Source organism: Rhodomicrobium udaipurense JA643 (assembly GCF_000636015.1).
In the GTDB taxonomy this organism is placed as follows: Bacteria; Pseudomonadota; Alphaproteobacteria; order Rhizobiales; family Rhodomicrobiaceae; genus Rhodomicrobium; species Rhodomicrobium udaipurense.
Genome location: NZ_JFZJ01000028.1, coordinates 10847 through 32284, shown reverse-complemented (window position 1 = coordinate 32284; position 21438 = coordinate 10847). Strand labels below are relative to the sequence as shown.

The window sequence follows — 21438 nt, the reverse complement described above, 5'->3', positions numbered from 1 at the left end:
ACGAGCGTCACGCCCGCGAGCCATGCCGCCCACGTCCACAGCGCTTCGCGCCGGATAGCGAGGGCAAAGGCCGCGGTGACCGCAAGGACGATGAACAGAAAGCCGATCATTGGCAGTTTTCCTTTCCGGCCGCACCGAAGCCGCATGCCGCGGCTCCGTTTCGCGTGGGTTGGACGCGCTCATTCCAACAAAGAGGTAGTCTCCGGCCGATGGGATCGCAATGAGCCGCGTCCACTTCGCCGCCTCATATTCTCAGGCAACGGAGCATTGTAGAAAATTGATTGAAAGCTCATTAACCGCCTATTCGCCGGACGGCTACCAAAGTTTTCACGCGGGTTCGCAGGCGGAAAAGTCGCGCCCGTTCTCTTGGCTTTCAAGGGAGCAAGCCCAATTTCGGGCTTGCCGGGATCGATGTTGCGGGAAGGGAGGCTGCATGCACATGCCCTCAGGCGAGCCAAGGACGCACGAAGATTTCGAGGTGGCCGCTCGGGCAATCTGGCGCGACCTGCCGGAGCAATTCCGTGCGGTGCTGGGTGATGTGACGGTTGAAGTGGCCGATTTTGCCGATGCGGAGACGCTGAAGGAGTTGTACATCCGCGACCCTTACGAGCTGCTCGGCCTGTATCATGGCGTGGGACTGCCGTCCAAAAGCGTGTCGGACCCTACGAGTCTGCCCGACAGGATCTTTCTCTACCGCATTCCCATCCTGAATTACGCCCACGAGAACCGCGAGCCCGTGCGTGGCGTCATCCACCACGTGCTCATCCACGAGATCGGCCATCATTTCGGTTTTTCCGACGCCGATATGGATGAAATCGAATCCGGGAGCTAACGGTTCTCCACGAAATGGCCAGCCGCCGCTTCTTCACGCCGGAAATGGGGCTGCCGACGCATTAAAAGGTGGCCAGTTCCGGTCCTTCTCAGAGATCGAATTGACGGACAGCGGCCATTCGATGCCGATGAGCGGATCGTCATGACGGATGCCGCTTGCGCTCTCCGGCGCGTAGAACGCGGAGATCAGATAGGACACCTCGACATCATCGGTCAGGCTCTGAAAGCCGTGCGCGAAACCCTCGGGGATATAGAAGCGCTTGCGGTTCTCGGCGGTCAGTTCGAAACCCTGCCATTCGAGAAAGGTTGGCGAGGTGCGCCGCAGGTCGACGATCGCGTCGAAAATCGCGCCGCGGGTGCATGTCACCACTTTCACCTCCGCATGTGGCGGCGTCTGGAAGTGCATGCCGCGCACCGTGCCTTTGCGAACCGTGGAGGATATCGAGTGCTGCACGAAATTGCACACCAAGCCCCTCGCTTCAAATTCGCGAGTGCAGAAAGTGCGGGCAAAAAAGCCCCTTTCATCGCGAAAGGGTTCCGGTTCGACGATGAAAGCGCCCTCAAGCAGGGCCGGCTGGAATAGCATTCTGCGATCCCGGACAAGACGATCCACGCCCGAGTTTACCATGAGCGCAAGAGAACGGTCACGTTGGCGGTGGTTTTGTTACTTTAATCGCGTTAGGCCGATAATTAAAATTTGATCGATGAAGGACAACTAAGCGTATCATGGAATCAAGTCCAGAGTCATACCAGGTATTCCGTTGCCGATTGTGCGGAGCGCCTGTCACGGAGACTTTCGTAAATCTCGGAATGTCTCCACTCTGCGAAAGCTTCATCGCCGAAGACGGCGTCGACGCCATGGAGTCGTATTATCCGCTCCATGCCCTCGTCTGTGGCAAATGTTTTCTCGTGCAGCTTCGGGAATATGTAACGCCCGACGATATTTTCCGTGAGTATGCGTATTTCTCGTCATATTCATCGTCCTGGGTGGCGCATGCTAAAGATTATTGCGTAGATATCGCGAAGCGACTTTCCCTTGGGCGGGACAGCCTCGTCATCGAATTGGCCAGCAACGACGGTTACTTGCTGCAACACTTCCCGCCGCTCGATATTCCTTGTCTCGGGATCGAACCCGCGATCAACGTGGCCAAGGTCGCCATCGACAAGGGCATCCCGACGATCACCGAGTTTTTCGGGGTAGCGCTCGCGCGTAAGCTCGTCGCCGAAGGCAAGTCGGCCGATCTCGTCGTCGGCAACAACGTCCTTGCCCAGGTGCCGGACCTGAACGACTTCGTGGCCGGGATCGCTATCGTGCTGAAGCCGGAGGGCGTGGCGACACTGGAATTTCCGCACCTCGAACGCCTGATCGACGAAAACCAGTTCGACACGATCTACCACGAGCATTTCTCCTATTTTTCGTTCACGACGATCCAGATCCTCGCCCGGCGGCACGGTCTCAAGGTCGTGGATGTCGAGGAACTGCCGACGCACGGAGGTTCACTCCGCGTGCACTTCGCTCGTCAAGGGTCACAGCGCACGGCGACGGAAGCGGTGGCGGCGCTCCTGGCCCGCGAGAATGCTGCCGGCTTTTCGGAACTCGGGTTCTACACGGGGTTCGGCGACAAGGTGCAGAAGACCAAACGCGGCATCCTCCGCTGCCTGAGCGACATCAAGGACGCGGGTGGCCGCATCTGCGGTTACGGGGCGCCGGGCAAGGGCAACACGCTACTCAACTATTGCGGCATAGGCCCCGACTTCCTCGACTTCACCGTCGACCGCAATCCTTACAAGCACGGCCGCTACACCCCCGGCATGCGCATTCCGATCTTCCCCGTCGAGAAGATCGACGCGGTGAAGCCCGACTATCTCTTCATCCTCCCGTGGAACCTCAAGACTGAAATCATGCACCAGATGAGCCACATCGCCGACTGGGGCGGAAAGTTCATCGTGCCCATTCCGAGCACGCAAATCGTCGATCCGAAGAAGGTGCAGTCATGAAAGTCGTTCTGTTCTGTGGCGGACTAGGAACGCGTATCCGCGAATATTCGGAAAAAGTGCCGAAGCCCATGATTCCGGTCGGCTCTCAGCCCATCATGATGCACATCATGCAGTATTACAGCAATTTCGGGCACAGGGATTTTATCCTGTGCCTCGGATACAAGGCCAATATCATCAAGGAATTTTTCCTGAATTACAAACCGCAGCTCTTTACTGACTGCGTCGTGTCCAATCATGGCGAGAAGGTAGAATTTCTCACTGCGATGCCCGCCGACTGGTCCGTGTCGTTGATCGACACGGGCATCTGGCGGAATATTGGCGAACGCCTCATGGAGGTGCGGCATCATCTCGCCCACGAGGATATGTTTCTCGCCAATTACAGCGACGGCCTTTCGGACGTCGATCTCGACGACATGATCGACAAGTTCAGACGGAGCGGCAAGGTCGCCTGCTTCCTCGCGACGCGCCCTCCCCTGACTTACCACCTCGTCGACATGGACGGCGCGGGAAACGTGCGCGAGTTTCGTTCGTCGAACAGGTCCGAAATGTGGATCAACGGCGGATATTTCATCATGACGCCCAAGATTTTCGACTACATGCAGCCCGGCGAGGAACTGGTGCTGGAGCCGTTCCAGCGGCTCATCGACGATGGACAGTTGATGGCCTACCGGCATGAGGGCTTCTGGCGCTCGATGGACACGCTGCGCGACCGGCAGACGCTGGAGGACATGGTCGAAAAGGGTCAGATGCCTTGGTGCGTGGAGCGCAAGGGCCCAGGCAAGCTCTCGCAATCGCTCTCCGAGGTTTCGCGTGCTTGAGCTCGCCCTTCGGGGGCGGCCGCTTCACATTCTCTGCCTCGGCGCACATTCCGACGATATCGAGATCGGCGTGGGCGGCACCCTTCTCCACTGGATCGCAACCGGCGCGGAGCTTCATGTGCACTGGGCGGTTCTGGCTGCGAACGGTGAGCGCGCCCGTGAGGCGAAAGCGTCGGCGGCGGACTTTCTAGCCGGCGCGAAGAAGACGACGATCGAGGTGCATGCATTTCGCGACGGCTATTTCGGTTATTGCGCCGAGGTGAAAGACTGGTTCGAGGGGCTGAAATGGCGCGTCTCGCCGGACATCATTTTCACCCATGCCCGCGAGGATGCGCATCAGGATCATCGCGAAGTATCGCAACTCACCTGGAACAGCTTTCGCGATCACACCATCCTCGAATACGAGATTCCGAAGTGGGACGGGGATCTGCGCCCGCTCAACATGTTTGTGCCGCTTCCGGCCGCAACAATCGAGCGCAAGATCGAGCTTCTTGACCGTCATTTCGGTTCTCAGCGCTCGAAAGACTGGTTCGACGCCGCCACCTTCCGGGGCCTTGCGCGCCTGCGTGGTATGGAGTGTCGCGCTGCGGAAAGCTTCGCGGAAGGCTTCACGGCTCGGAAATCCGTTCTCGCCATCGCCTGATCGCCGTGTTCGCAAGCACGACGCTGTAACGGTGCTCGAAGTCTATGCGCGAGCGGCGCGTGCAAACGGGATGCGGCCAAACATGAGTTCGGGACGGTAGCGGAACGTCTCGGGGATCATTGAGGACGCGGAATGAACGGCGAGATACGCGAAGCACCGGCTCTTTTCGGCCGCGCTCAGATCCGTTTTCCGCAGCATCGCGATGTAGTGGCCGAGCTTGACGAGTTGGGCGGACTTGAAGCGGATCGACGGATCGATCCGCGATTGCACCGAGGTCTTGCCCATCACGCTCGTCATTTCCGCGTGCATGCGCTTCTTGAAGAGTTTGCCGGGAGCGATGGAATAGCGCCCATGGAGCGCGAGTTCAGCGAGAAGCAGCTTGTCGGAACCGAAAAAGCTCTGATGAAGGACCGTCTTCAGAAGCGTTTCCCGCCGCATCAACCCGTAGATCGGCGCGCACATGATCTGCTTGGCGAGCACGGCACGGAAGCGCCGCGTTCGGCTGCCCGAACAGGCGCAATCATCGCGATCGAGCAACCAGGTTCTGCCATTCTGCGCGTCGACGCAGGCATGAAGGTTGCTGTCATAGGGAAGCGCAAGCCCGTCTCTATCGACGAGAGCGGTCTCGCTGTGGCTGACCGCGACCGACGCGTCGTCCCGGATCGCGGGAAAGCACGCCGCGAGATACTCGGGCTCGTAGAGATCGTCGGCGGCGGACCATTTGAAGTAGGGCGCGGTCGCGAGTTCGAAGACGCGGTTATAATTCGGGATCAGCCCGATATTCGTCTCGTTACGGAAGTATTTTACACGGGCGTCGGCGGTGGCATAGGCGCGGAGCAGCTCTTCCGTGCCGTCATTTGAAGCGTTGTCCGAGATCACGATATCGAAGTCGCCGAACGTCTGGGACAACAGGCTGTCCATAAGCTCGCCGACATAGGGCAGCCCATTATAGACAGGAACGCCGATCGAGATTTTCGGCAAGGAACGCATTACAAACCTCCGAAACTCTGCAAGATCAATAGGCCTTGGGGGATATGAAGCCGTAGATCGGCGTCATGAGAATGATCTTGATGTCCAACCAAATCGCCCAGTTCTCGATGTATTCGAGATCGAGCTTGACGCGCTGTTCCATCTGTGACGCCTCCAGCACTTCGCCGCGGAAGCCGTTGATCTGGGCCCAGCCGGTGATACCGGGCTTAACGCGATGACGCCTGGCGTAGTTCTCAAGAAGACGGGAATAATAATCGTTGTGCGCCAACGCATGCGGCCTCGGCCCCACGACGGACATGTCGCCCTTGAGCACATTCAGGAACTGCGGTAGCTCGTCGAGGCTCGTGCGGCGAAGGATGCGCCCGACGCGGGTTACGCGACTGTCGGATTTCGAGGCCTGCACGACCTGCGGCCCATCCTCCAGCACCGTCATCGTGCGGAATTTCAACACGTGGATGATCTTGTTGTTGAAGCCGTGGCGACGTTGACGAAAAAAAACGGGGCCAGGCGAGTCCACTTTGATCGCGATGGCAATGAGACACATCGCAGGCGCGAAAACGAAAAGTGCGATCGTCGCGATGACGATATCCTCTATCTTCTTGACGAAGACGCCCCATTCCGAAATCGGGATACGCTGCACCCCAATGGCACCGAAGTGCCCATAGCTGCGCACTGTTCCGGATGACAGGTCGAGTTCACCGAAGTCGGGGACGATGTTCACGTTCACAGGCAGCAGTCGCAGGTGCGCGACAGCCCGGCATAGCGTGTCCTTTTCGGATGCGGGGAGAGCCACGATCACATCGCTGACCGAGTTGGTCTGGCATTGCATGACGATTTGTTGGAGGCAGCCATCGAGATGCGAATTGCGGTCGATCTGACTTTCGGAATCGCGCGCCTCATTCGTGTTGAGCGCATAGACGGCCGCTATGCTGACGGGCCCCCGGCGCTCTTCGTCTCTAAGCCTCGCGACCGTATTCTGAAGGGGCTCGCCTGAACCGATCACGATAACGGCGGTTCTGAGGTAGCCGTTTTTCAGCAGGCGGGCGTATGCCGTTCGCCAGCCGACGCGCGTAACGAGCAGAATCGCATAAGTGACGATCAACCAGCTCGTGAACCATCCACGCGAGAACAGCTCGCTTGCCTTGATCGCGAAAAGGACGAAAAGCGAGAGCCCGAAAGCGAACGCGACGATCAGAAACAGGCTGAAATAGCCCCGCCAAACGCCCGGCTTCAGGATGTCCTCGTAATAGTTCTGCCGCCGAAGCCCCGCAAGAAGAGAAACGGTGACGATCAATATGCAGCTCGCGTAGGAGGAGGAAGCTTCCGCATCTAGATATAATGAAATATAAAGATATTTTATTAAAACGGCGGACACAACCACCAGGGCAACATCGACAACCATTGCGATGTCTTCGAACATCCGTGGCGTGAAAGCTTGGTCCTGCCGCCTACCAGAGACGACGATTTCCGAAACGTCGACCAATTTGCTGTGCATACCTCTTATTGCCGCCTTCTTAATCAAACGTTAGTTTTACGAATTTTGTTTTATCACAACAATTCATAAAAGCGATCTGTTAAGCTGATCGTTAAATGGGTATTGCAAATATTATTAATATCGGAAGCTGCAATTTTTGTTGTTGTCGTGGAAAATATTTCTTCAATTTTACCGAACTGGCGCATCGGTCGGGCGCCACGAGGCCAATAACTCGGCGGCTTGCTTCACTTGGCCTCCGACGACGACCACATCGCCCGGCCTCACGCTCGTTTCATAATCGGCCGCAATGAAAATCTGTCCGCCTTCGGTTTTTCGCATGATCTGAAGCGAACGCTTCGGCGCCTCCGCCGATATCGTGCGATACTCGTTCTCCGGTCCTCTGAACTGCTCGACGATCTGCCGTGCCGCTTCGTAAAGCGCCTTGTTTGACTGGATTCTCTCGTCGAGGGTGGTAAGTTCCTCTTCAATCTGGATCTGCCGGCGCAATGGTATGTCCGTGAGCACCTGTTCGAGTTGGGCGAGATCCCGCTGAGCGCGCGAGATCGAGGCGAATAGCTCACGCCGATTGCTTTCGAGCGTGGCAATATAGCTGTCCACGCTCAGCAAGTCTGGGCGCTTTGACACGCCCTTGGAAAGAAGAGCGTTCAACTCCGCGAGATGTGCTTTCTTTGACTTCAATTCTTCGTCGAAGCGCTTCAACTGTGTTGTGTGATCGTTGATTTCCTGACGCGTCAGGATGACCTGGCGCTGGCGCATCTCGATTTCGTCCCGCAGCGCCTTACGCCGCAGGCTCAGGCTTCGCGTCTCGTCTTCGACAAGCTTCCGAGCGGCCCGTTCGTCAACCATGCCGGAATCCAGCGGCGGCTTGATCGACGTTTCGCCCGCCTTTTCGGCGAGAAGCGACGCGCGGCGCACGATCTGGTACTTCGTCTGCTCCTGTATCTCGCGCATCCGCGACGTGTTCTGCGCGACATTGACGAAGGTTGCAGGATCGGAATTCCCCAGCCTGAAGAAGCCCCCAGCCACCGAAATTGCATGGAGCACGGTCATGCCGGGTGTATAGGGATAGGATCCGGATGTGGTTACGTCGCCGGTGACGAAGACCGGGCGCCATTCGATAACGCTCACAACTACGTTGTCGGCAGCTTTGGTGGGGTCCTGCGAAAAGCGTTCGGAGATGCTTCTCGTCAGCTCGCCAACGGTTTTTCCGGCAGATTGAAAAGTGCCGAGCACAGGCAATGTAATGGTGCCGTCCGACTGAATATTCACTTCACCGGAGAGGTCGATATTGCCAAAAAAGCTGACCTTAAGCTTGTCGCCGATACCCAGCTCATCGCGCGAACTTGCTTTTGATGTCTGAATCGAAGTTTCACTGAGGGACTTCGGCGCATCCGCTGCAAATACAGCCCGCCCTTGGCAGAACAGGACAAAAAGAGCGGCAACTAATAATGCCCCTTTCCGATACATTTTACGTTTCCTTGAATAAAATTTGCCGTATATCAACCACACGGGAGCAAGTCCTGTGCAAGGTTAACGTGCGTATCTCACTTTTACTGCTACAATCCGAATGAGACTCAGTCAACTCACTAATTCGAAACCACATCACGCGAATTGAAAATGTTCTTTTTCTTTTTTGATCAAATCTGCTAACCTGCATTCAAGCTGGACAGGCCCTAAGGGACGCCGAAAATGCGATATCTGGCGGATGCGAAGCCTATGATTCATTCTGGAAGCACGACGCATTTCTCACCCGAACGGCGGGATGAGGCTGCCCTTAAAAGGAGCGGCAGCGACTCTATGGCTCAGGTCGAGATCAGGCCGAGCCGAATTGCAACGTGGCTGGCTTGGAGCCTTTGCGCGGCTGGCGGTACAGCCTTCTGGCTTTTCGTAGGCTCCATGATATTCGAATACTGACTTTAGCCGCGTTAACCATTGTCAAATGTTCAGCCCGCACCGTTAAGTATTCGCAATCCAAAAGGTGGCGGTCAAGCCAGCATCGGTTTATGCAACCCGGATGCAACGTTGGTCGTCTCAGCTCAACCGCTATTTGCGCGTAGGCCAAAGACGCGTCGAAGGTTGGCTCGACCCCTTCAGCGCGCGATACATAGCGGAACTCATCTTCCTGTTAAGAGAAAGCGGACGATTTGGCCCTTGCGCCGAAATCGGCGTTCACCATGGTCGACTGTTCATCCTGTTGCACCTCGCGAGCGAAGATCTGTCTGTGGCGATCGACGTGTTTGGCAACCAGCACCTGAACACCGACAGGTCCGGTCGCGGCGACAAGAAAAGATTTCTCGAAAATCTCGTCCGGTGGGGCGGCGACCCGTCGAGGGTCGCGATCCTCCAGAAATCATCGCTCGAAATCGCACCGGAAGAGATCCTTTCGTTAGTCGGCCCAATTTCCGTTTTCTCCGTAGACGGGGGACACACAGCGGAATGCGCGCTGAACGATCTGAAACTCGCCGAGGCGACGCTTCACCCCGGCGGCGTGGTCGTCCTCGACGATTTCTTCAACGAAGTCTGGCCCGAAGTCTGCGTTGGCGCGGTTCAGTATTTTATCAGCGGCGGTCGTCTCAAGCCCTTCGCCGTGACACCTAACAAGATCCTGCTTTGCGATCCGGACTACAACGCGTTCTACCGCACAACCCTGCGCGATCGGCTCCGCCTTTATCACGACAAGGACGCGGAGCTGTTCGGCTCCCCCGTCAGCATCATGGGAGTTAGCCGACATGGCAGGTTCGGCTTGCTGAAAAGACGTGTCGCCGCTTCACCCGCCGGTCCGCTCCTCAAACAGCTGAAGAACGTGCTCTGGCGGTCGGCATGAGCGAGAGCCGAACCCTGCTCGGGGTGGATTTCGAGGTCTGCGCGCGGAACGAAGCGGTGGCTCGTATCGACCGCGCCTTCGTCGATCACCAACAGCTAAAGCTCGCGTTCGCCAATGCGCACACGCTCAATCTCGCGAGTGAGCGGCAGGATTTCCGCAACGCGCTTTCACGGTTTCTCGTGTTCAACGACGGTCTTGGCGTCGATCTCGCGAGCCGGATCAAGTTCGGCGCATTTTTTCCGGAGAACCTGAACGGCACAGACTTCGTGCCGCATTATCTGAGCACGACGCGCCACCCCTTGCGTATTTTCTTTCTCGGCGGTGCGCCGGGCGTCGCCGAAGCGGCAGCCGACAGGCTCGTTCCCCCAGGCTCGCGCCACGATATCGCGGGCTGTCATCACGGCTATTTCGACGCTGGTTCGGCGGATCGGGTTCTCGCGGGCATTCGCCTCTCACAGGCCGATCTCGTGCTTGTCGCGATGGGAAACCCGTTGCAGGAACTCTGGATCGATCGACACGCCGAAGCGACGTCCGCCCCGGTTTTGATGGGAGTGGGGGCGCTGTTCGACTTCGCTTCGGGACGGCTGCCGCGTGCGCCGGGTTGGGTGCGTGCCGGCCGTGTCGAATGGCTCTATCGTCTCGCGCGCGAACCGCGTCGCCTCGGGAGCCGCTACATCGTCGGCAACTGGAAATTCCTACGCCGTGTCGCTCGGGATCGCGCGAGCGCGGCGACCGCTCCTTCAGCCCCCACCGGAGTTTGAACCATGGACGTGGAGACGAGCCCGGCTTCTTCGACCGCAGGTCGCGACACGAAACTTGAAACGGCGCCCGCCCCGCGCCCTCGACGACGCTGCATTCTTCATGTGACGGGAGACTACCCGAATATCAACAAGCCGCTGAACACAATGGCCGTCAAGAACTTCATCGACGCCAATCCGGAGGCGGATCATATCATCGTCACGCTGGACAGAACGTCCCTGCCGTGGCGCGCGCGGGTCACGCCCGGCGGTGGCAATGGCGACAGTCGCATGATCTCCATCCGCTATTGGGGCCTGCCGCTCGGTGTGCAGCTGGCCGCCTCGATGTATCTTGTCGCTCGGCAGACCCGGCGCATCCTGCAAACGAGGGGGGAGGATTTCGACGTCATCCACGCGCACAAGCTCACTTTCGAGGGGCTCGCGGGCTACTGGCTTTCCTTGTGGTTCAAAAAGCCGCTCGTGTGTTCCCTGCGTGGCGAGGTTGAAAGCAAGGTTCTGGCAGTCAAGCCGCACTACCGATTTCTTTATAGACGCGTGGTGGAGCGAAGCTCGCGCCTCTATCATGTCTCGGCGTGGTACCGTCCCACGCTCCAGAAGGCATTCCAACCGAGCCAGGCGAAACAGCGGCTCCTGCCCAATTTCGTGGATCTCGACGGCATCGAGCCGCACGCCGCGAGCCGTCCGAACGCCTTCGTTTCAGTGCTGTGCTTCGAGGTCTATAAACGCAAGGGGCTGGATCGGCTCTTGCCCGCGTTCAAACGCGCGCTTGAGAGGGAACCCGGCATCACGCTCGATCTGGTCGGGCGGGGAAGTCCCGAACGGCTGGCTCACATTCAGAGCCTCATCGACAGAGCCGGGCTCGGCGAAAGCGTCCGTCTTCTCGGGCCGGTCGAACACACGGAGCTTCTCCGACGCCTCGGCCAGTATTCCGGTTTCGTCCTGCCCAGCCGGAACGAGACATTCGGCATGTCCTTCATCGAGGCGCTGCTTGCGGGGGTACCTATCGTCTACTCGAAGGGCTGCGGTGTGGACGGCTTTGTCGACGGGATCGCGGCGGCGGTTCCGGTCGATCCGCGCTCGGTTGCGAGCATCAGCGACGGAATTGTGCGTCTGGCGGCGCATCAACGAGAATACCGCGACTGGCTTCTCCGCAATCGCGACGAACTCATCGCTCGCTTCGGCACGAAGAACCACATTTCTTTGTATAACAAAGATGTGTTCTCCATATGCAATGAACCCCATTCCTCAAGTGGATAAGAAAATGATCAAGGCCGGTGAATACGTCGAAGTCAGAAGCAGGGAGGAAATATTAGCGTCTCTGGACAAAAACGCCACGATCGACGGCATGCCGTTCATGCCACAGATGTTTGAATACTGCGGCAAACGTTTCACAGTTTACAAGAATGCGTATAAAACCTGCGATACCGTCAGCGGCAAATACATTGGGCTTCAGGTCGATGACGCGGTGCACCTGCCCATTCGCTGCGATGGGAAGGCGTTCGACGGGTGCCAGGCGGCCTGTCTGCTTTTCTGGCGGACGGCTTGGCTGAAGCCGGTGAATGAGGCGGGTGACGTTCGCATGTCGTCTCCCGCGTCCGCATCCCGCGGCTGCACCGAAGCCGATGTGCTCGCCGCAACCACGCGCGAAGTGGACGGCAGGAAGCTCTATCGCTGTCAGGCGACTAGCCTTCTCGAATTCACCCGGCCCATGGCGTGGTGGGATGTCCGGCAATATGCGAACGCCTACCGATCCGGCAACTGGAGCATTGCGCAAGTTCTCCGAGGGCTGACCTATCTCGGCTACACCTACGGCACGAGGGCGCATCGTGCAAAAATTGGTGCGCCAGCACGCTGGCTTTACAACAAGGCGCGCTTTGTGTGGGGCGGTATCCCCTTCCCTCGCCGTCCCGATCTGTTTCCGCAGAAGAAATCCGCGGCTTCGACGTCCGTACTGAACCTCAAGCCCGGCGAATTCGTGCGCGTGAAGCCCTTTGAGGAAATCCTCGCCACACTCGGCAAGGACGGCTCACACCGTGGCCTCATGTTCGATGCTGAACTCGTGCCCTATTGCGGCAAGGTCTTCCGGGTGATGACGCGCGTGGAACGCTTCGTCGATGAATCCTGTGGCGAGATGCGAACGCTGAAGACCCCCGCCGTGATCCTCGATGGCGTGGTGTGCCAGTCGAAATACAGCGGGCAGCGCATGTTCTGCCCGCGCGAGATCTTCAGCTGGTGGCGCGAGGCATGGCTTGAACGCGTCGAGCCGATGGTGCTGGAAGAGCGCGGCGGCGAGCACCGGGAAGCCGCTTGAGCTTCGCTGTGGAACTCGGCGGCGCGCTTCAGGCGACGGGCGCAATCAGCTTGTGCCTCTCCAGAAGCGTCGCGGTGGCGAAGATCGTCGCGAACGGCATCTTCGCGCGCTCGGCGATGTCGAGCAGCGAATGCTCTCCATCCGAAAGGTTGAGCACCCAAAGCATCGCAATGTTTTTTTCGGCCCCCTTCGGATCGCCGCCGAGGGCATCGTAAAGCCCGCGCCGACCAAGCTGCGGCTCGCCCTTTGGAAACAGATTGCGATAAACGCGGTCGTTTTCGATCACCAAAAGCGCTTCGCGCACCATCCCATAGCTCTCGGCGAGATGTCCCGGCGTGATGAAGTTCATCGCATCGGCGGAGGTGTGATACTCTGGGAAGCTCGCATAGCGGCTCCGCTGGAACAGCCCGACCGGAAGATCGAAGCCGGGCGAACAGAACTGGCGCTCGTCATAGCCATAGGGGAAGAAGTCAACGATCTCCGGCGCGGCACTGTTGAGCCGCAGCACATGGTCCATGGCGCGGTCGATAGCCGCATTGCCGCGACGGCTGCGCTTGTAATACGGCCCTCCGCCGTCGCCGACGCAGGACAGCACCAGTCCGTGGCGGATGCGCGAAACGGCCGCTCCGTTGCGAGCGAGCCATGTCAGCGCACCGATAGTTCCCGGCGCGAACAGGAAACGGTAGCTGTAGCGCCTTCTTTCACCCGCAAGCTTTTTCGCGAGGAACGTGAGCAGCGCCAGGCCGGAGCAATTATCATTCGCCATGCCGGGATGACAAATATGCGCTGAGAGCAGCACCTCGTCCGACGTTTCACCCGGTAGATAGCATTCGCCGTAGGTAAGGTGGCCGGGCGCGAGATCGGCATCGATGACGGCGCGATAAAGGCCGTCCGGCAGCGTCTCCAGTTGGCGATGCGCCATGCAGAAACCCCAGCGCGGCTCGTAATAGGATGTGCGATAGGGGATGAGATCCGGCTGTTCGGGAAGCGTGAAGATGTGCCGCTTCAACTCGGCAAGCGGCATCACTTCATCCACGGCAACGCTGTAGCTCATCACGTGCAGCGGGTTCGCGCGAAAATCGACGATCCGCTCACCGGCTGCGTTTTCGATATAGGCCGCGCGAATGGTCCATTCGTCAGGCACCGTCCAGTCGCAGGCAGGCGAACCGGACTCGACCTCGACCACATCCAGCGGAATATGACGGCCGAGGCGGCGCAAGGTCTCCCTTACGCCGTCTCCGGTGATGCTGCGGCAAAGCGGAAAGATTTCGGCGGCAATCGCATGGATCGATGCGCCTGCATCCGCGTCAGCGCCCGCGGCGTTTGCTGCCGGTTTCGACGCCTCGCCCACGTTCAGGCCGCAGCCTGTGGCACGTGCCTGAGATCGGATGCGAGGATGCCCCCCGCGAGCAGCGATTTGATGTGGCCGATACGCTGATAGCGCGGTCCTTCAAAGTCTTCGAGCGTCAGCCCGGCCTCGCGGTAGGATTTGTAGAGTTCTTCCGCGCCCTTCCGCGCGTCCCATTCAGGCTTGAAGCCAAGTTCCCGTTCGATCTTGCTGAAATTAACGCGGTAGGACCGCGTGTCCGGGCCAGCATCGGCGGCATATTCGATCTGGCAGTCGGGCACGACCTCGGCCACCACCTCGGCGAGGTCGCGGATGCGGTAATTGTGCTCCGTGCTGCCCACATTGAAGGCCTGATTGAAGACCACATCGCGCGGCGCTTCGAGCGCGCGCAGAAAGGCCTGCGAAATGTCGCGGATGTGAACCACCGGCCGCAACGGCGTCCCGTCCGACTTCATGTAGATGACGCCCTTCGTAACCGCCCACGCGACCAGATTGTTCAGCACGATGTCGAAACGCATGCGCGGCGAAACACCGTATGCCGTCGCCGGTCGAAGGAAGACGGGGCAAAAACCGTCGTCCGCGAGGAGGCCGATGTCTCGCTCGGAGCGGACCTTGGATTGTCCGTAGGCCGTGACGGGATTGAGATCGCCGGTTTCGTCGATAAGGGCCTCGCCCGCGCGGCCATAGTTGCTGCACGAAGACGCCATGATGAAGCGCTTCACGACTGCCTTCTTCGCCAGTTCGGCGAGGCGCACGCTCGCCTTGTGATTGATCGCGTAGGTGATGTCGGGATTGAGGTCGCTCAGCGGATCGTTGGAAAGCGCGGCGAGGTGAATGACGGCATCGAAGCCTTTGAGGTCGTCCACCTGAACATCGCGGACATCCTTTCGCAGTGTTGGGAAATCGCCGATGCGTCCGCCCGCCGCGTAGGTGCACCGCTCGTACAGATCGGCGTCGCAACCCGTAACGCTGTGGCCCGCAGCGGCGAGCACGGGGGCCATGATTGTGCCGATGTAGCCCAAATTTCCGGTCAAGAATATTTTCATCTTACAAACTCCGTCTTCGTCCTGGTTTAGACAAAGCCAAAGAGCATCGCAACGACCGCAACCCGACTCTGACTGATGTATCGGAGGCGTGGTTAATCGTCCAATTTTAAATATTTAACAGAAATCAATAAACGATGTGATCCGCGCGAATTAGAATGCTAGGATTCAGGGAACTTTCATTCGGTATATTTGAGAAATCGTGTCACTGACTCCTGATTCTGCTTTCGAGTTGCCCCCGCCGCCGCACCGTGTCAAACGGGATTGCGTCCGCGCGCTGCGCATCGTCGCCTGCCCCGGCCTCGCCGACCGAGCGATCAATCCCTATACGTGGCTGATCCATGAGCCCATGACGAGCCAAGGCTGCACCGTCGCGGAGTTTTCCTTCTATCGCGCGTGCGCTGCCGATACGGACGTTCTTCACATCCACTGGCCCGAACGCATCTTCTGGGGGCGCATCTCCCGCATTCATCCCGTTCTGTCGCGACTCTATGCGACGCGCATGTTGCGGCAGATGGACCGGGTGAGAGCGCGCGGCGGTATCGTCGTCTGGACGGCGCACAACATCGCGCCGCACGAGCCGCTTGACGACAGCCGCGAACGCATCTGGCGGGCCTACATGGCCGCTTTCTTGGCGAAGGTCGATCTTGTCATCAACCTGACCGCCGAAGCCGAGCGGCGCTGTCTCGATGCGTATCCCCAACTCGCGCACGCCAAAAGGATCGTCATTCCGCACCCGCACTATCGCACTGCTTATCCCCCGCGCATCGACACAGCCCGCGCGCGTGACGACCTCGGGGTCGCGCCGACCGATTTCATCCTCGCTGAGGTGGGGTCGATCCGGCCAAGCAAGGGCATCCTAGAACTGGCGCAAGCTTTCCTGCGTATCGCGCGGAACGACGAACGGCTCCTGATCGCGGGAGCATGCGACGATGCCGCCTATCTCTCGGCGCTCGCCGGTCTCGCCAGCGGAAGCGCGGGGCGCGTGATCGTGCGCCCGCATCGCCTTTCCGACGACGAGGTGGCGGTGATATATTCCGCTGCGGATCTCGGCGCGTTCAACTTCAAACAGATCCTGAACTCAGGCAGTGTGCTTCTTTCCCTGTCCTACGACGTGCCGGTGTTCGCGCCCCAACTCGGCTCGCTCAAGGCGCTCTCCGAAGAGCTTGGCCGCCGCTGGTTCGTGCCGTTGCCGCAGCCGCTCACGGCGGAGGGCTTGCGCGAGACCCTGAACGTCGCGCGCGCGGAACGCCCCGGCCGGGGCGCGACCGCCCCGCTCGACACCTACGATCCGGAGAGCATTTCCGCCCGCACGCTAGCCGCGTACCGAGACTGTCTCCGTGTCACCGGGGCTCGCAAGCCATGACGGAAGCGACCGCGCGCGCGAAGGTGCCCCTTGCGTGGCTACCCGCGTTCCTGTGGCTCGTCATCCTGCTTCGGGTCGCCGAGATGCTTCCGCCCGACCTCTCGCCGGTGGATTTCACGGATTTGCAGAAAGGCGCCTTCGCCGTCTCGACGGCCACCAGCGACATCGCCAATCAGCTGTTCTGGCTGACGATCGCGGGTCTGGTGACGCTTGTCATCCTGTTGCAGGGGCCGGAGCGGCTGCTTCGCCTCCTGCCACCCCTTTCGATCCTGCCGGTTTTCCTCGCGTTCTGCCTCATCTCGGCGTTGTGGGCGACGCATCCCGACATCTCGTTTCGCCGCACTCTCCTGCTCATCATCGGCGTTTACTGTGCGGCAGGAGCCACCGCCTATTGCCGGTCGGAGGATGAAATTCTCCGCGTCGCCTATCTCGCCTTCGCGATCACGTTGGTTGCCAATCTCGCAAGCATGGCCTTTCCATTTTCGTTCGATTATCGCGGCCTTTTTCGCGGGCTATCCGGCGACAAGAACTTCCTCGGTGTAATCGCCGTGACGGGGCTTTTCATCGGGGCGATGTGGCGGACGCGGCTTTCCGGATCGTTCGCGCGCGCCATGAACGCGGCCTATCTTGCGGCGTGGGTCGGGCTGCTCATCCTGTCGGGAAACAAGACCGCTGCCGCGCTCGTCTTCGCCGCGCCCGCCGCCGCCTGGCTGATCCTCCTCGCGACAAGGGAGACACGGCTCAAGATGCCCGTGATCCTTGCGCTCGGAGGCGCGCTTGTGGCGTGTCTGCTCCTTATCGTGACCGTCGTGCTCGACATGACCGTGGCCGAAGCGCTCGGGACGATACTGCCGGACGCTTCCTTCACCGGGAGGGACGAAATCTGGGCGTTTTCCGTCGATCAGTGGCAGACGCGATGGCTTCTCGGCTTCGGCTACGGGTCGTTCTGGGGCGTAGGCTTCGATGCGCCGAACCTTCAGGCGAGCCCGTCCTTCATCCATCTGCTGACGCAGTCGCATAATGGATATCTCGACCTTGCGCTGACCGTCGGCGCGGCGGGGCTCACGCTCATGCTCGCGTTCCTGTGGCAAGTCCTCCTTGCTATCGACCGCCTGCGGGTCAGCGACAGGGCTTTCTTCCTGTTCGCCGTTTCGCTGCTGATTTTCCTGCTGGTGCACAACGTCACGGAATCGTCGCTCGCGCGTGGCCTCGCCATGCCGTGGATCATCACGGTTGCCCTTTGTTTCATGACGGCGCGGCGCCTTGCCTCGCGCGTTCCCGAGGAACCGTCGGGCGGTTAGCCGCGGGGGCGCTCGGGCATTCGCCGCAATTCATCCGCCACCGCGTCGAAAGCGAGTTTCGGCCGCATGTCGGCGTCGTAAAGCAGCGGACGCGGGCGGCGGTGGCCTGACGGGTTCTCGTCCACCGACTGCGCGAAATACCAGCTTGCACCGTCGCCGAGTTGCCAGAAGCTGAGGCTCCTCACCGCCGGATTTGCCAGCGCGGTGCGAAGGAAGCGCCGATATGTTGCGGCGACGGCCTGATCGCGCGCAGCGATGTCGTCGGGAAAGCTCGCGTCGTTGACGTCAAGTTCGGTGATCTCGATGAAAAGCTTCCGCCGCGCGATCTCGTCGAGGAATGCGCCGAAACCGTCCGGATCGAAGGGCTTGTCGGGTTGGAGATGGCCTTGCAGCCCGATTCCGTCGAGCGGCACGCCGGTATCCTGAAGCCAGTCAATCACATGAAGGAGGCGTCTGCGATAGTTCCGGCCGAAGCGGTCGTCGCGCTCGGTGTGCGTTTCGTTCAGAACGAGCTTCGCTGCTGGTGCCACGGCGCGGGCGGCGCGAAAGGTGAACGCGATGTAGTCCGGCCCGAGGCGCTGAACGAACGGGCCATCGCGCAGCATGTAAGGCCCGAACGCCACGGTGCCGACCGGCTCGTTGATCACATCCCAAACCTCGATGCCCTCATAGCGCCCCATGGTGCGTTCGATGTGCTCCTCGATGGCCGAGCGCATCTCTGCATCAGAGAGCGTAGCAAGCCAACTCGGCTGTCGGTCGTTATTCCAGATGAGCGCATGGCCGCGCATTTCCAGACAGCCGCGTCGGGCGAAATCGGCGATTGCATCGGCGCGTGCGAAGTCGAATGTCTCGCGCGTCGGCCTGATAGCGGTCATCTTCAGCTCGTTTTCGGGCGTGATCCGCGAAAGTTCGTGCCGGAAGAGGCTCTCGTCATCGGGATTGAGTTCGTTCGTCGAGAACGCGGAGCCGATCGCGAGCCTTTTATCCGCACCAAGCTGCCTCAAATTCGGCTTTTGCTCCTCGGCGCTTGCGCTATCGAGCGCGGTGCTCAAGGCCCCGAGCGCGACAAGACGGAGGATTTCGCGGCGGGTTAACCTCATGGTGTGGCCACATCCTTTTCGACAGGCGCGGGAATGGATGCGTCACGGGCGGTTTCCGACGGAACCGCCGCCGCAGAGCCGGTTTTCGGCAGGAGGCGCAGCACCACGGCGAAGAACGCCAATTGGCCCGCGATCACGGCAAGAACCGATGCGCGGAAATCGCCGAGGACCACCACGAGGGCCAGCACCAGCGCGCAGACGAGCGCGCCCAGCGCCGCGCCGAAACTCAGTGCCTTGAATCGCATGAGCGTCTGCACTTCGAGACTGAAAATGCCCGTCGCCATGATGACGCCCGCCGCGATCCCCCAAAGTACGACGATCCCGCCGAGGTCGGTGTAGCGCCCTCGAAAGAGGCTTTCGCTAATGAAGGGCCAGCCGAGCGCCAGCGCCGCAGAGAAAGCGAGAAAAAGGCCGCCAAGCACCGCGAAGCTTGCGAGCGTGAAGGCGCGGGCGCGGGCGACATCTCCGTTGGCCAGATGCTCGGCGAGAACCGCGCGGGCGAGCTTGCCCCAGGCGTGCGTCACGAGCTGGATCGGACGGAACAGCAAGGCGGCCGCCTGAATCAGCGCCACGCTTCCCGCACCGAATGCCGCCGCCACCACGAAAACGTAGCCGCGCTGCTGAAATTCCGATGTGATTACGCCCATCAGCGCCCAGAAGGAATGCCTTCGCCAGACATCGCGATAGAAGGCTGCGGTCTTCCTGTCGCAGAGGATGCGATAATGCTGGCGCTGAGTGACGGCCGCGAGCGCGGAAGCAATGAGCAGCCCCGTTGCCAAAATCGCGAACAGGATCGGCAGGTCTAGCGGCGGCCCGAACGCATAGGCGACCGCGAGGAGAACGATACTTGTCGCGAGCGAAACACCGTCGAGGGCCAGCACGGCTCGTACGTTCATGTTGGAGAAATGATGGCTGCGGGTATATTCGCGCAGAAGCGTTGCGCTGACATAGACAGCAGCCGACGCGGCCAGCGCGAGGTGGCCGCCCGTGGCGAGGATCGCGGCAAACATCAGGCTCATCGCGCCGAGCACGACCGCGACGTTCACCGTCCAGAACATCGAAAGAAGAGTGGCTTCGTCGTTGTCGCTCGTCGCCTTGGGGCGGAGGATGGTGAACTGGGCGTTTATCAGCGCGTTCTGCACCGACGTCAGCGCGAGCGCGCCCGCGAATACCATCGAATAGACTCCGAAAACCTCAGGATTGTCGCTCCAGATACGGATGAGCGCGAAGGCAAGCGCGAAGTTGAAGGCGCTGAGCGCGGCCTGATCGATGACGGAGTAAAATATTGACTTACGCATCGCGTCCCGAAGGGCGGGCATGAGGGGTGCCGCCGTCGAGAGAGAGACGAAGCGACCGCAGCGTAATCCCTCTGAACCGCGCAACGAGCCTTGCCACCACGATGAGCACGCCCGCTACGAAACCGATGAACGCGCCCGCGAGAAGAAGCAGCGCTTTCGGTGGCCACGACGGCCACGCAGGGGGAAGCGCCTCCTGCACCACGCGGGCATAGGCGGCGCTGCGGCTCTCCTGCGCCTCGATCTCGCGCTGCCGCTTCAGGAGCGAGGCATAAAGCTCTTTCGCGGCGGTCGATTCGCGCTCCATTTCCTGAAGCTGGAGTTCTTTCTCCCGCCGGCTGACAACCTCGGCGCGCAGCGTTTCGAGGCCACGCTCCATCAGGGTGACTTTCGTTCGCGCGATCGAATAGGCGTCCTGCGACTGGAGCGACATGGCGCTTTTCGACTGGTCGAGGTCGCGCTTCGCCTGCGCCTCGGCGAGCGCGGCTCTCGCGAGGCCGAGCTGGCCGATGTACTCAACGAGATTTCGCTCCTCGACGGTCTGCTCGCCAAGGCTGACCAGTCCGTTCACGCCCTTGTAATCCTGGATCAGCTTTTCGAGCTTGATCACCTCGGGTTCGAGATTCTTGATCCGGCCTTGCAGCCAGGCGTTGGCTTTTTGCGCGGCGTTCATGTCGGCGCTCGCAGCTTCATCGATATAGGCCTTCACGATGACATTGGCGGCGTTGGCTGCCTCTGCGGCGTTGCGTGCCGAGAAGGTCACGTCGAGAACGTAGGTCAGCCCTTTTCGCGCGACCGAAAGATTGGCCAGAAAGGCGCGAATTTCCTTATCCGTGAAGGTTTCCCGCTTCACTGCGCCAGCTGACGATTTGTCCGAGAGTTCGGCCAGCGCCCGGCGCGCCACGCTTCCCGATGTGAGAAGTTCAACCTGCGTGTCTATTGCTGACGTGTCGAAGATGGCGCTCTTGACCAGCTCCTCGCTCGAAAGGATGTTTTGTTGCCGTGTGTCGATGAGGACTTTCGCCGTCGCCTTGTAGACCGGGTTCGAGACGACGATGAGAAGCACGGCGAGCACAACGCCTGTCCCCGCCGCAGCGAGGACGAGACGCACGTTAGCGAAAAGCGCGGCCAGAATTTTCCGGAAATCGATCTCGCGATCGTCGGACGGGGCGACAACGTCATGCATCGGAGAACTCAAAAATTAACGCGGCCTCTAGCAAAATCGCTCCCCGATCCGGCATTGAAGCCGCAGTCGAGTCTTGCCGCTACACAGCCATCTATCGAATTTCGCGTACAACTTGGCCAAACCAGATGTAT

General features: G+C 59.9%; 19 protein-coding genes. 10 read left to right on the top strand and 9 right to left on the bottom strand.

Features of this window, described 5'->3' with window-relative positions; genetic code table 11:
• Positions 1-433: 433 nt before the first annotated feature.
• Positions 434-832, top strand: coding sequence for a metallopeptidase family protein (locus T281_RS06470; RefSeq protein ID WP_052037181.1), 399 nt, complete (start codon positions 434-436; stop codon positions 830-832).
• Between the two features lie 33 nt (positions 833-865).
• On the opposite strand, the gene rfbC is transcribed toward T281_RS06470, so the two are convergent.
• On the bottom strand, positions 866-1417 hold the full coding sequence (gene rfbC, locus T281_RS06465) for a dTDP-4-dehydrorhamnose 3,5-epimerase (protein ID WP_037235999.1): 552 nt from the start codon (positions 1415-1417) through the stop codon (positions 866-868).
• A gap of 140 nt (positions 1418-1557) precedes the next feature.
• On the opposite strand from rfbC, the gene T281_RS06460 reads away from it, so the two are divergent.
• Genes T281_RS06460 through T281_RS06450 form a run of 3 tightly spaced genes read left to right on the top strand, consistent with a single transcriptional unit; the run spans position 1558 to position 4290 of the window.
• On the top strand, positions 1558-2829 hold the full coding sequence (locus T281_RS06460) for a class I SAM-dependent methyltransferase (protein ID WP_037235996.1): 1272 nt from the start codon (positions 1558-1560) through the stop codon (positions 2827-2829).
• On the top strand, positions 2826-3647 hold the full coding sequence (locus T281_RS06455) for a glucose-1-phosphate cytidylyltransferase (protein WP_037235993.1): 822 nt from the start codon (positions 2826-2828) through the stop codon (positions 3645-3647). Before T281_RS06460 ends, T281_RS06455 begins: the two co-directional genes overlap by 4 nt.
• Complete coding sequence (locus tag T281_RS06450; protein WP_037235990.1) at positions 3640-4290, top strand: PIG-L deacetylase family protein; 651 nt, start codon at positions 3640-3642, stop codon at positions 4288-4290. Before T281_RS06455 ends, T281_RS06450 begins: the two co-directional genes overlap by 8 nt.
• A 42-nt stretch (positions 4291-4332) precedes the next feature.
• Here T281_RS06450 and T281_RS06445 read toward each other — a convergent pair whose 3' ends face one another.
• The 3 genes from T281_RS06445 to T281_RS06435 form a co-directional block, all read right to left on the bottom strand.
• Complete coding sequence (locus T281_RS06445) at positions 4333-5280, bottom strand: glycosyltransferase family 2 protein (RefSeq protein ID WP_052037179.1); 948 nt, start codon at positions 5278-5280, stop codon at positions 4333-4335.
• A gap of 25 nt (positions 5281-5305) precedes the next feature.
• Complete coding sequence (locus T281_RS17520; RefSeq protein ID WP_162173130.1) at positions 5306-6682, bottom strand: undecaprenyl-phosphate glucose phosphotransferase; 1377 nt, start codon at positions 6680-6682, stop codon at positions 5306-5308.
• Between the two features lie 261 nt (positions 6683-6943).
• Complete coding sequence (locus T281_RS06435; RefSeq protein WP_037235987.1) at positions 6944-8242, bottom strand: polysaccharide biosynthesis/export family protein; 1299 nt, start codon at positions 8240-8242, stop codon at positions 6944-6946.
• A gap of 547 nt (positions 8243-8789) precedes the next feature.
• Between T281_RS06435 and T281_RS17515 the strand changes: the two genes are divergently transcribed.
• Genes T281_RS17515 through T281_RS06410 form a run of 4 tightly spaced genes read left to right on the top strand, consistent with a single transcriptional unit; the run spans position 8790 to position 12668 of the window.
• A complete protein-coding gene (locus tag T281_RS17515; RefSeq protein ID WP_052037176.1) occupies positions 8790-9599 on the top strand; it encodes a class I SAM-dependent methyltransferase in 810 nt (269 codons plus the stop codon).
• Positions 9596-10360: a WecB/TagA/CpsF family glycosyltransferase gene (locus T281_RS06420; RefSeq protein WP_037235979.1), complete on the top strand. Its 765-nt coding sequence runs from the start codon at positions 9596-9598 to the stop codon at positions 10358-10360. The genes T281_RS17515 and T281_RS06420 overlap by 4 nt, the downstream gene beginning before the upstream one ends.
• Before the next feature lie 3 nt (positions 10361-10363).
• Complete coding sequence (locus T281_RS06415) at positions 10364-11614, top strand: glycosyltransferase family 4 protein (RefSeq protein ID WP_037235976.1); 1251 nt, start codon at positions 10364-10366, stop codon at positions 11612-11614.
• Between the two features lie 4 nt (positions 11615-11618).
• Complete coding sequence (locus T281_RS06410; RefSeq protein ID WP_037235973.1) at positions 11619-12668, top strand: hypothetical protein; 1050 nt, start codon at positions 11619-11621, stop codon at positions 12666-12668.
• A gap of 28 nt (positions 12669-12696) precedes the next feature.
• Here T281_RS06410 and T281_RS06405 read toward each other — a convergent pair whose 3' ends face one another.
• Positions 12697-14025, bottom strand: coding sequence for a DUF4910 domain-containing protein (locus T281_RS06405; RefSeq protein WP_210336101.1), 1329 nt, complete (start codon positions 14023-14025; stop codon positions 12697-12699).
• Positions 14022-15062 (bottom strand): NAD-dependent epimerase/dehydratase family protein, encoded by a 1041-nt coding sequence (locus T281_RS06400; protein WP_037235970.1) that lies wholly within the window; start codon positions 15060-15062, stop codon positions 14022-14024. Before T281_RS06400 ends, T281_RS06405 begins: the two co-directional genes overlap by 4 nt.
• Before the next feature lie 199 nt (positions 15063-15261).
• Here T281_RS06400 and T281_RS19070 point away from each other — a divergent pair, with 199 nt between their 5' ends.
• Together T281_RS19070 and T281_RS06390 are read left to right on the top strand one after the other, a co-directional pair.
• A complete protein-coding gene (locus T281_RS19070) occupies positions 15262-16425 on the top strand; it encodes a glycosyltransferase family 4 protein (protein WP_162173128.1) in 1164 nt (387 codons plus the stop codon).
• A complete protein-coding gene (locus tag T281_RS06390) occupies positions 16422-17726 on the top strand; it encodes an O-antigen ligase family protein (protein ID WP_037235965.1) in 1305 nt (434 codons plus the stop codon). Before T281_RS19070 ends, T281_RS06390 begins: the two co-directional genes overlap by 4 nt.
• On the opposite strand, the gene T281_RS06385 is transcribed toward T281_RS06390, so the two are convergent.
• Genes T281_RS06385 through T281_RS06375 form a run of 3 tightly spaced genes read right to left on the bottom strand, consistent with a single transcriptional unit; the run spans position 17723 to position 21307 of the window.
• Positions 17723-18826 (bottom strand): endo-1,4-beta-xylanase, encoded by a 1104-nt coding sequence (locus T281_RS06385; protein ID WP_052037174.1) that lies wholly within the window; start codon positions 18824-18826, stop codon positions 17723-17725. The genes T281_RS06390 and T281_RS06385 overlap by 4 nt on opposite strands.
• Entirely contained in the window at positions 18823-20124 is a 1302-nt protein-coding gene (locus T281_RS06380; protein WP_155955131.1) for a lipopolysaccharide biosynthesis protein, read from the bottom strand. Before T281_RS06380 ends, T281_RS06385 begins: the two co-directional genes overlap by 4 nt.
• Complete coding sequence (locus tag T281_RS06375) at positions 20117-21307, bottom strand: GumC family protein (RefSeq protein ID WP_037235961.1); 1191 nt, start codon at positions 21305-21307, stop codon at positions 20117-20119. Before T281_RS06375 ends, T281_RS06380 begins: the two co-directional genes overlap by 8 nt.
• Positions 21308-21438: the final 131 nt, after the last annotated feature.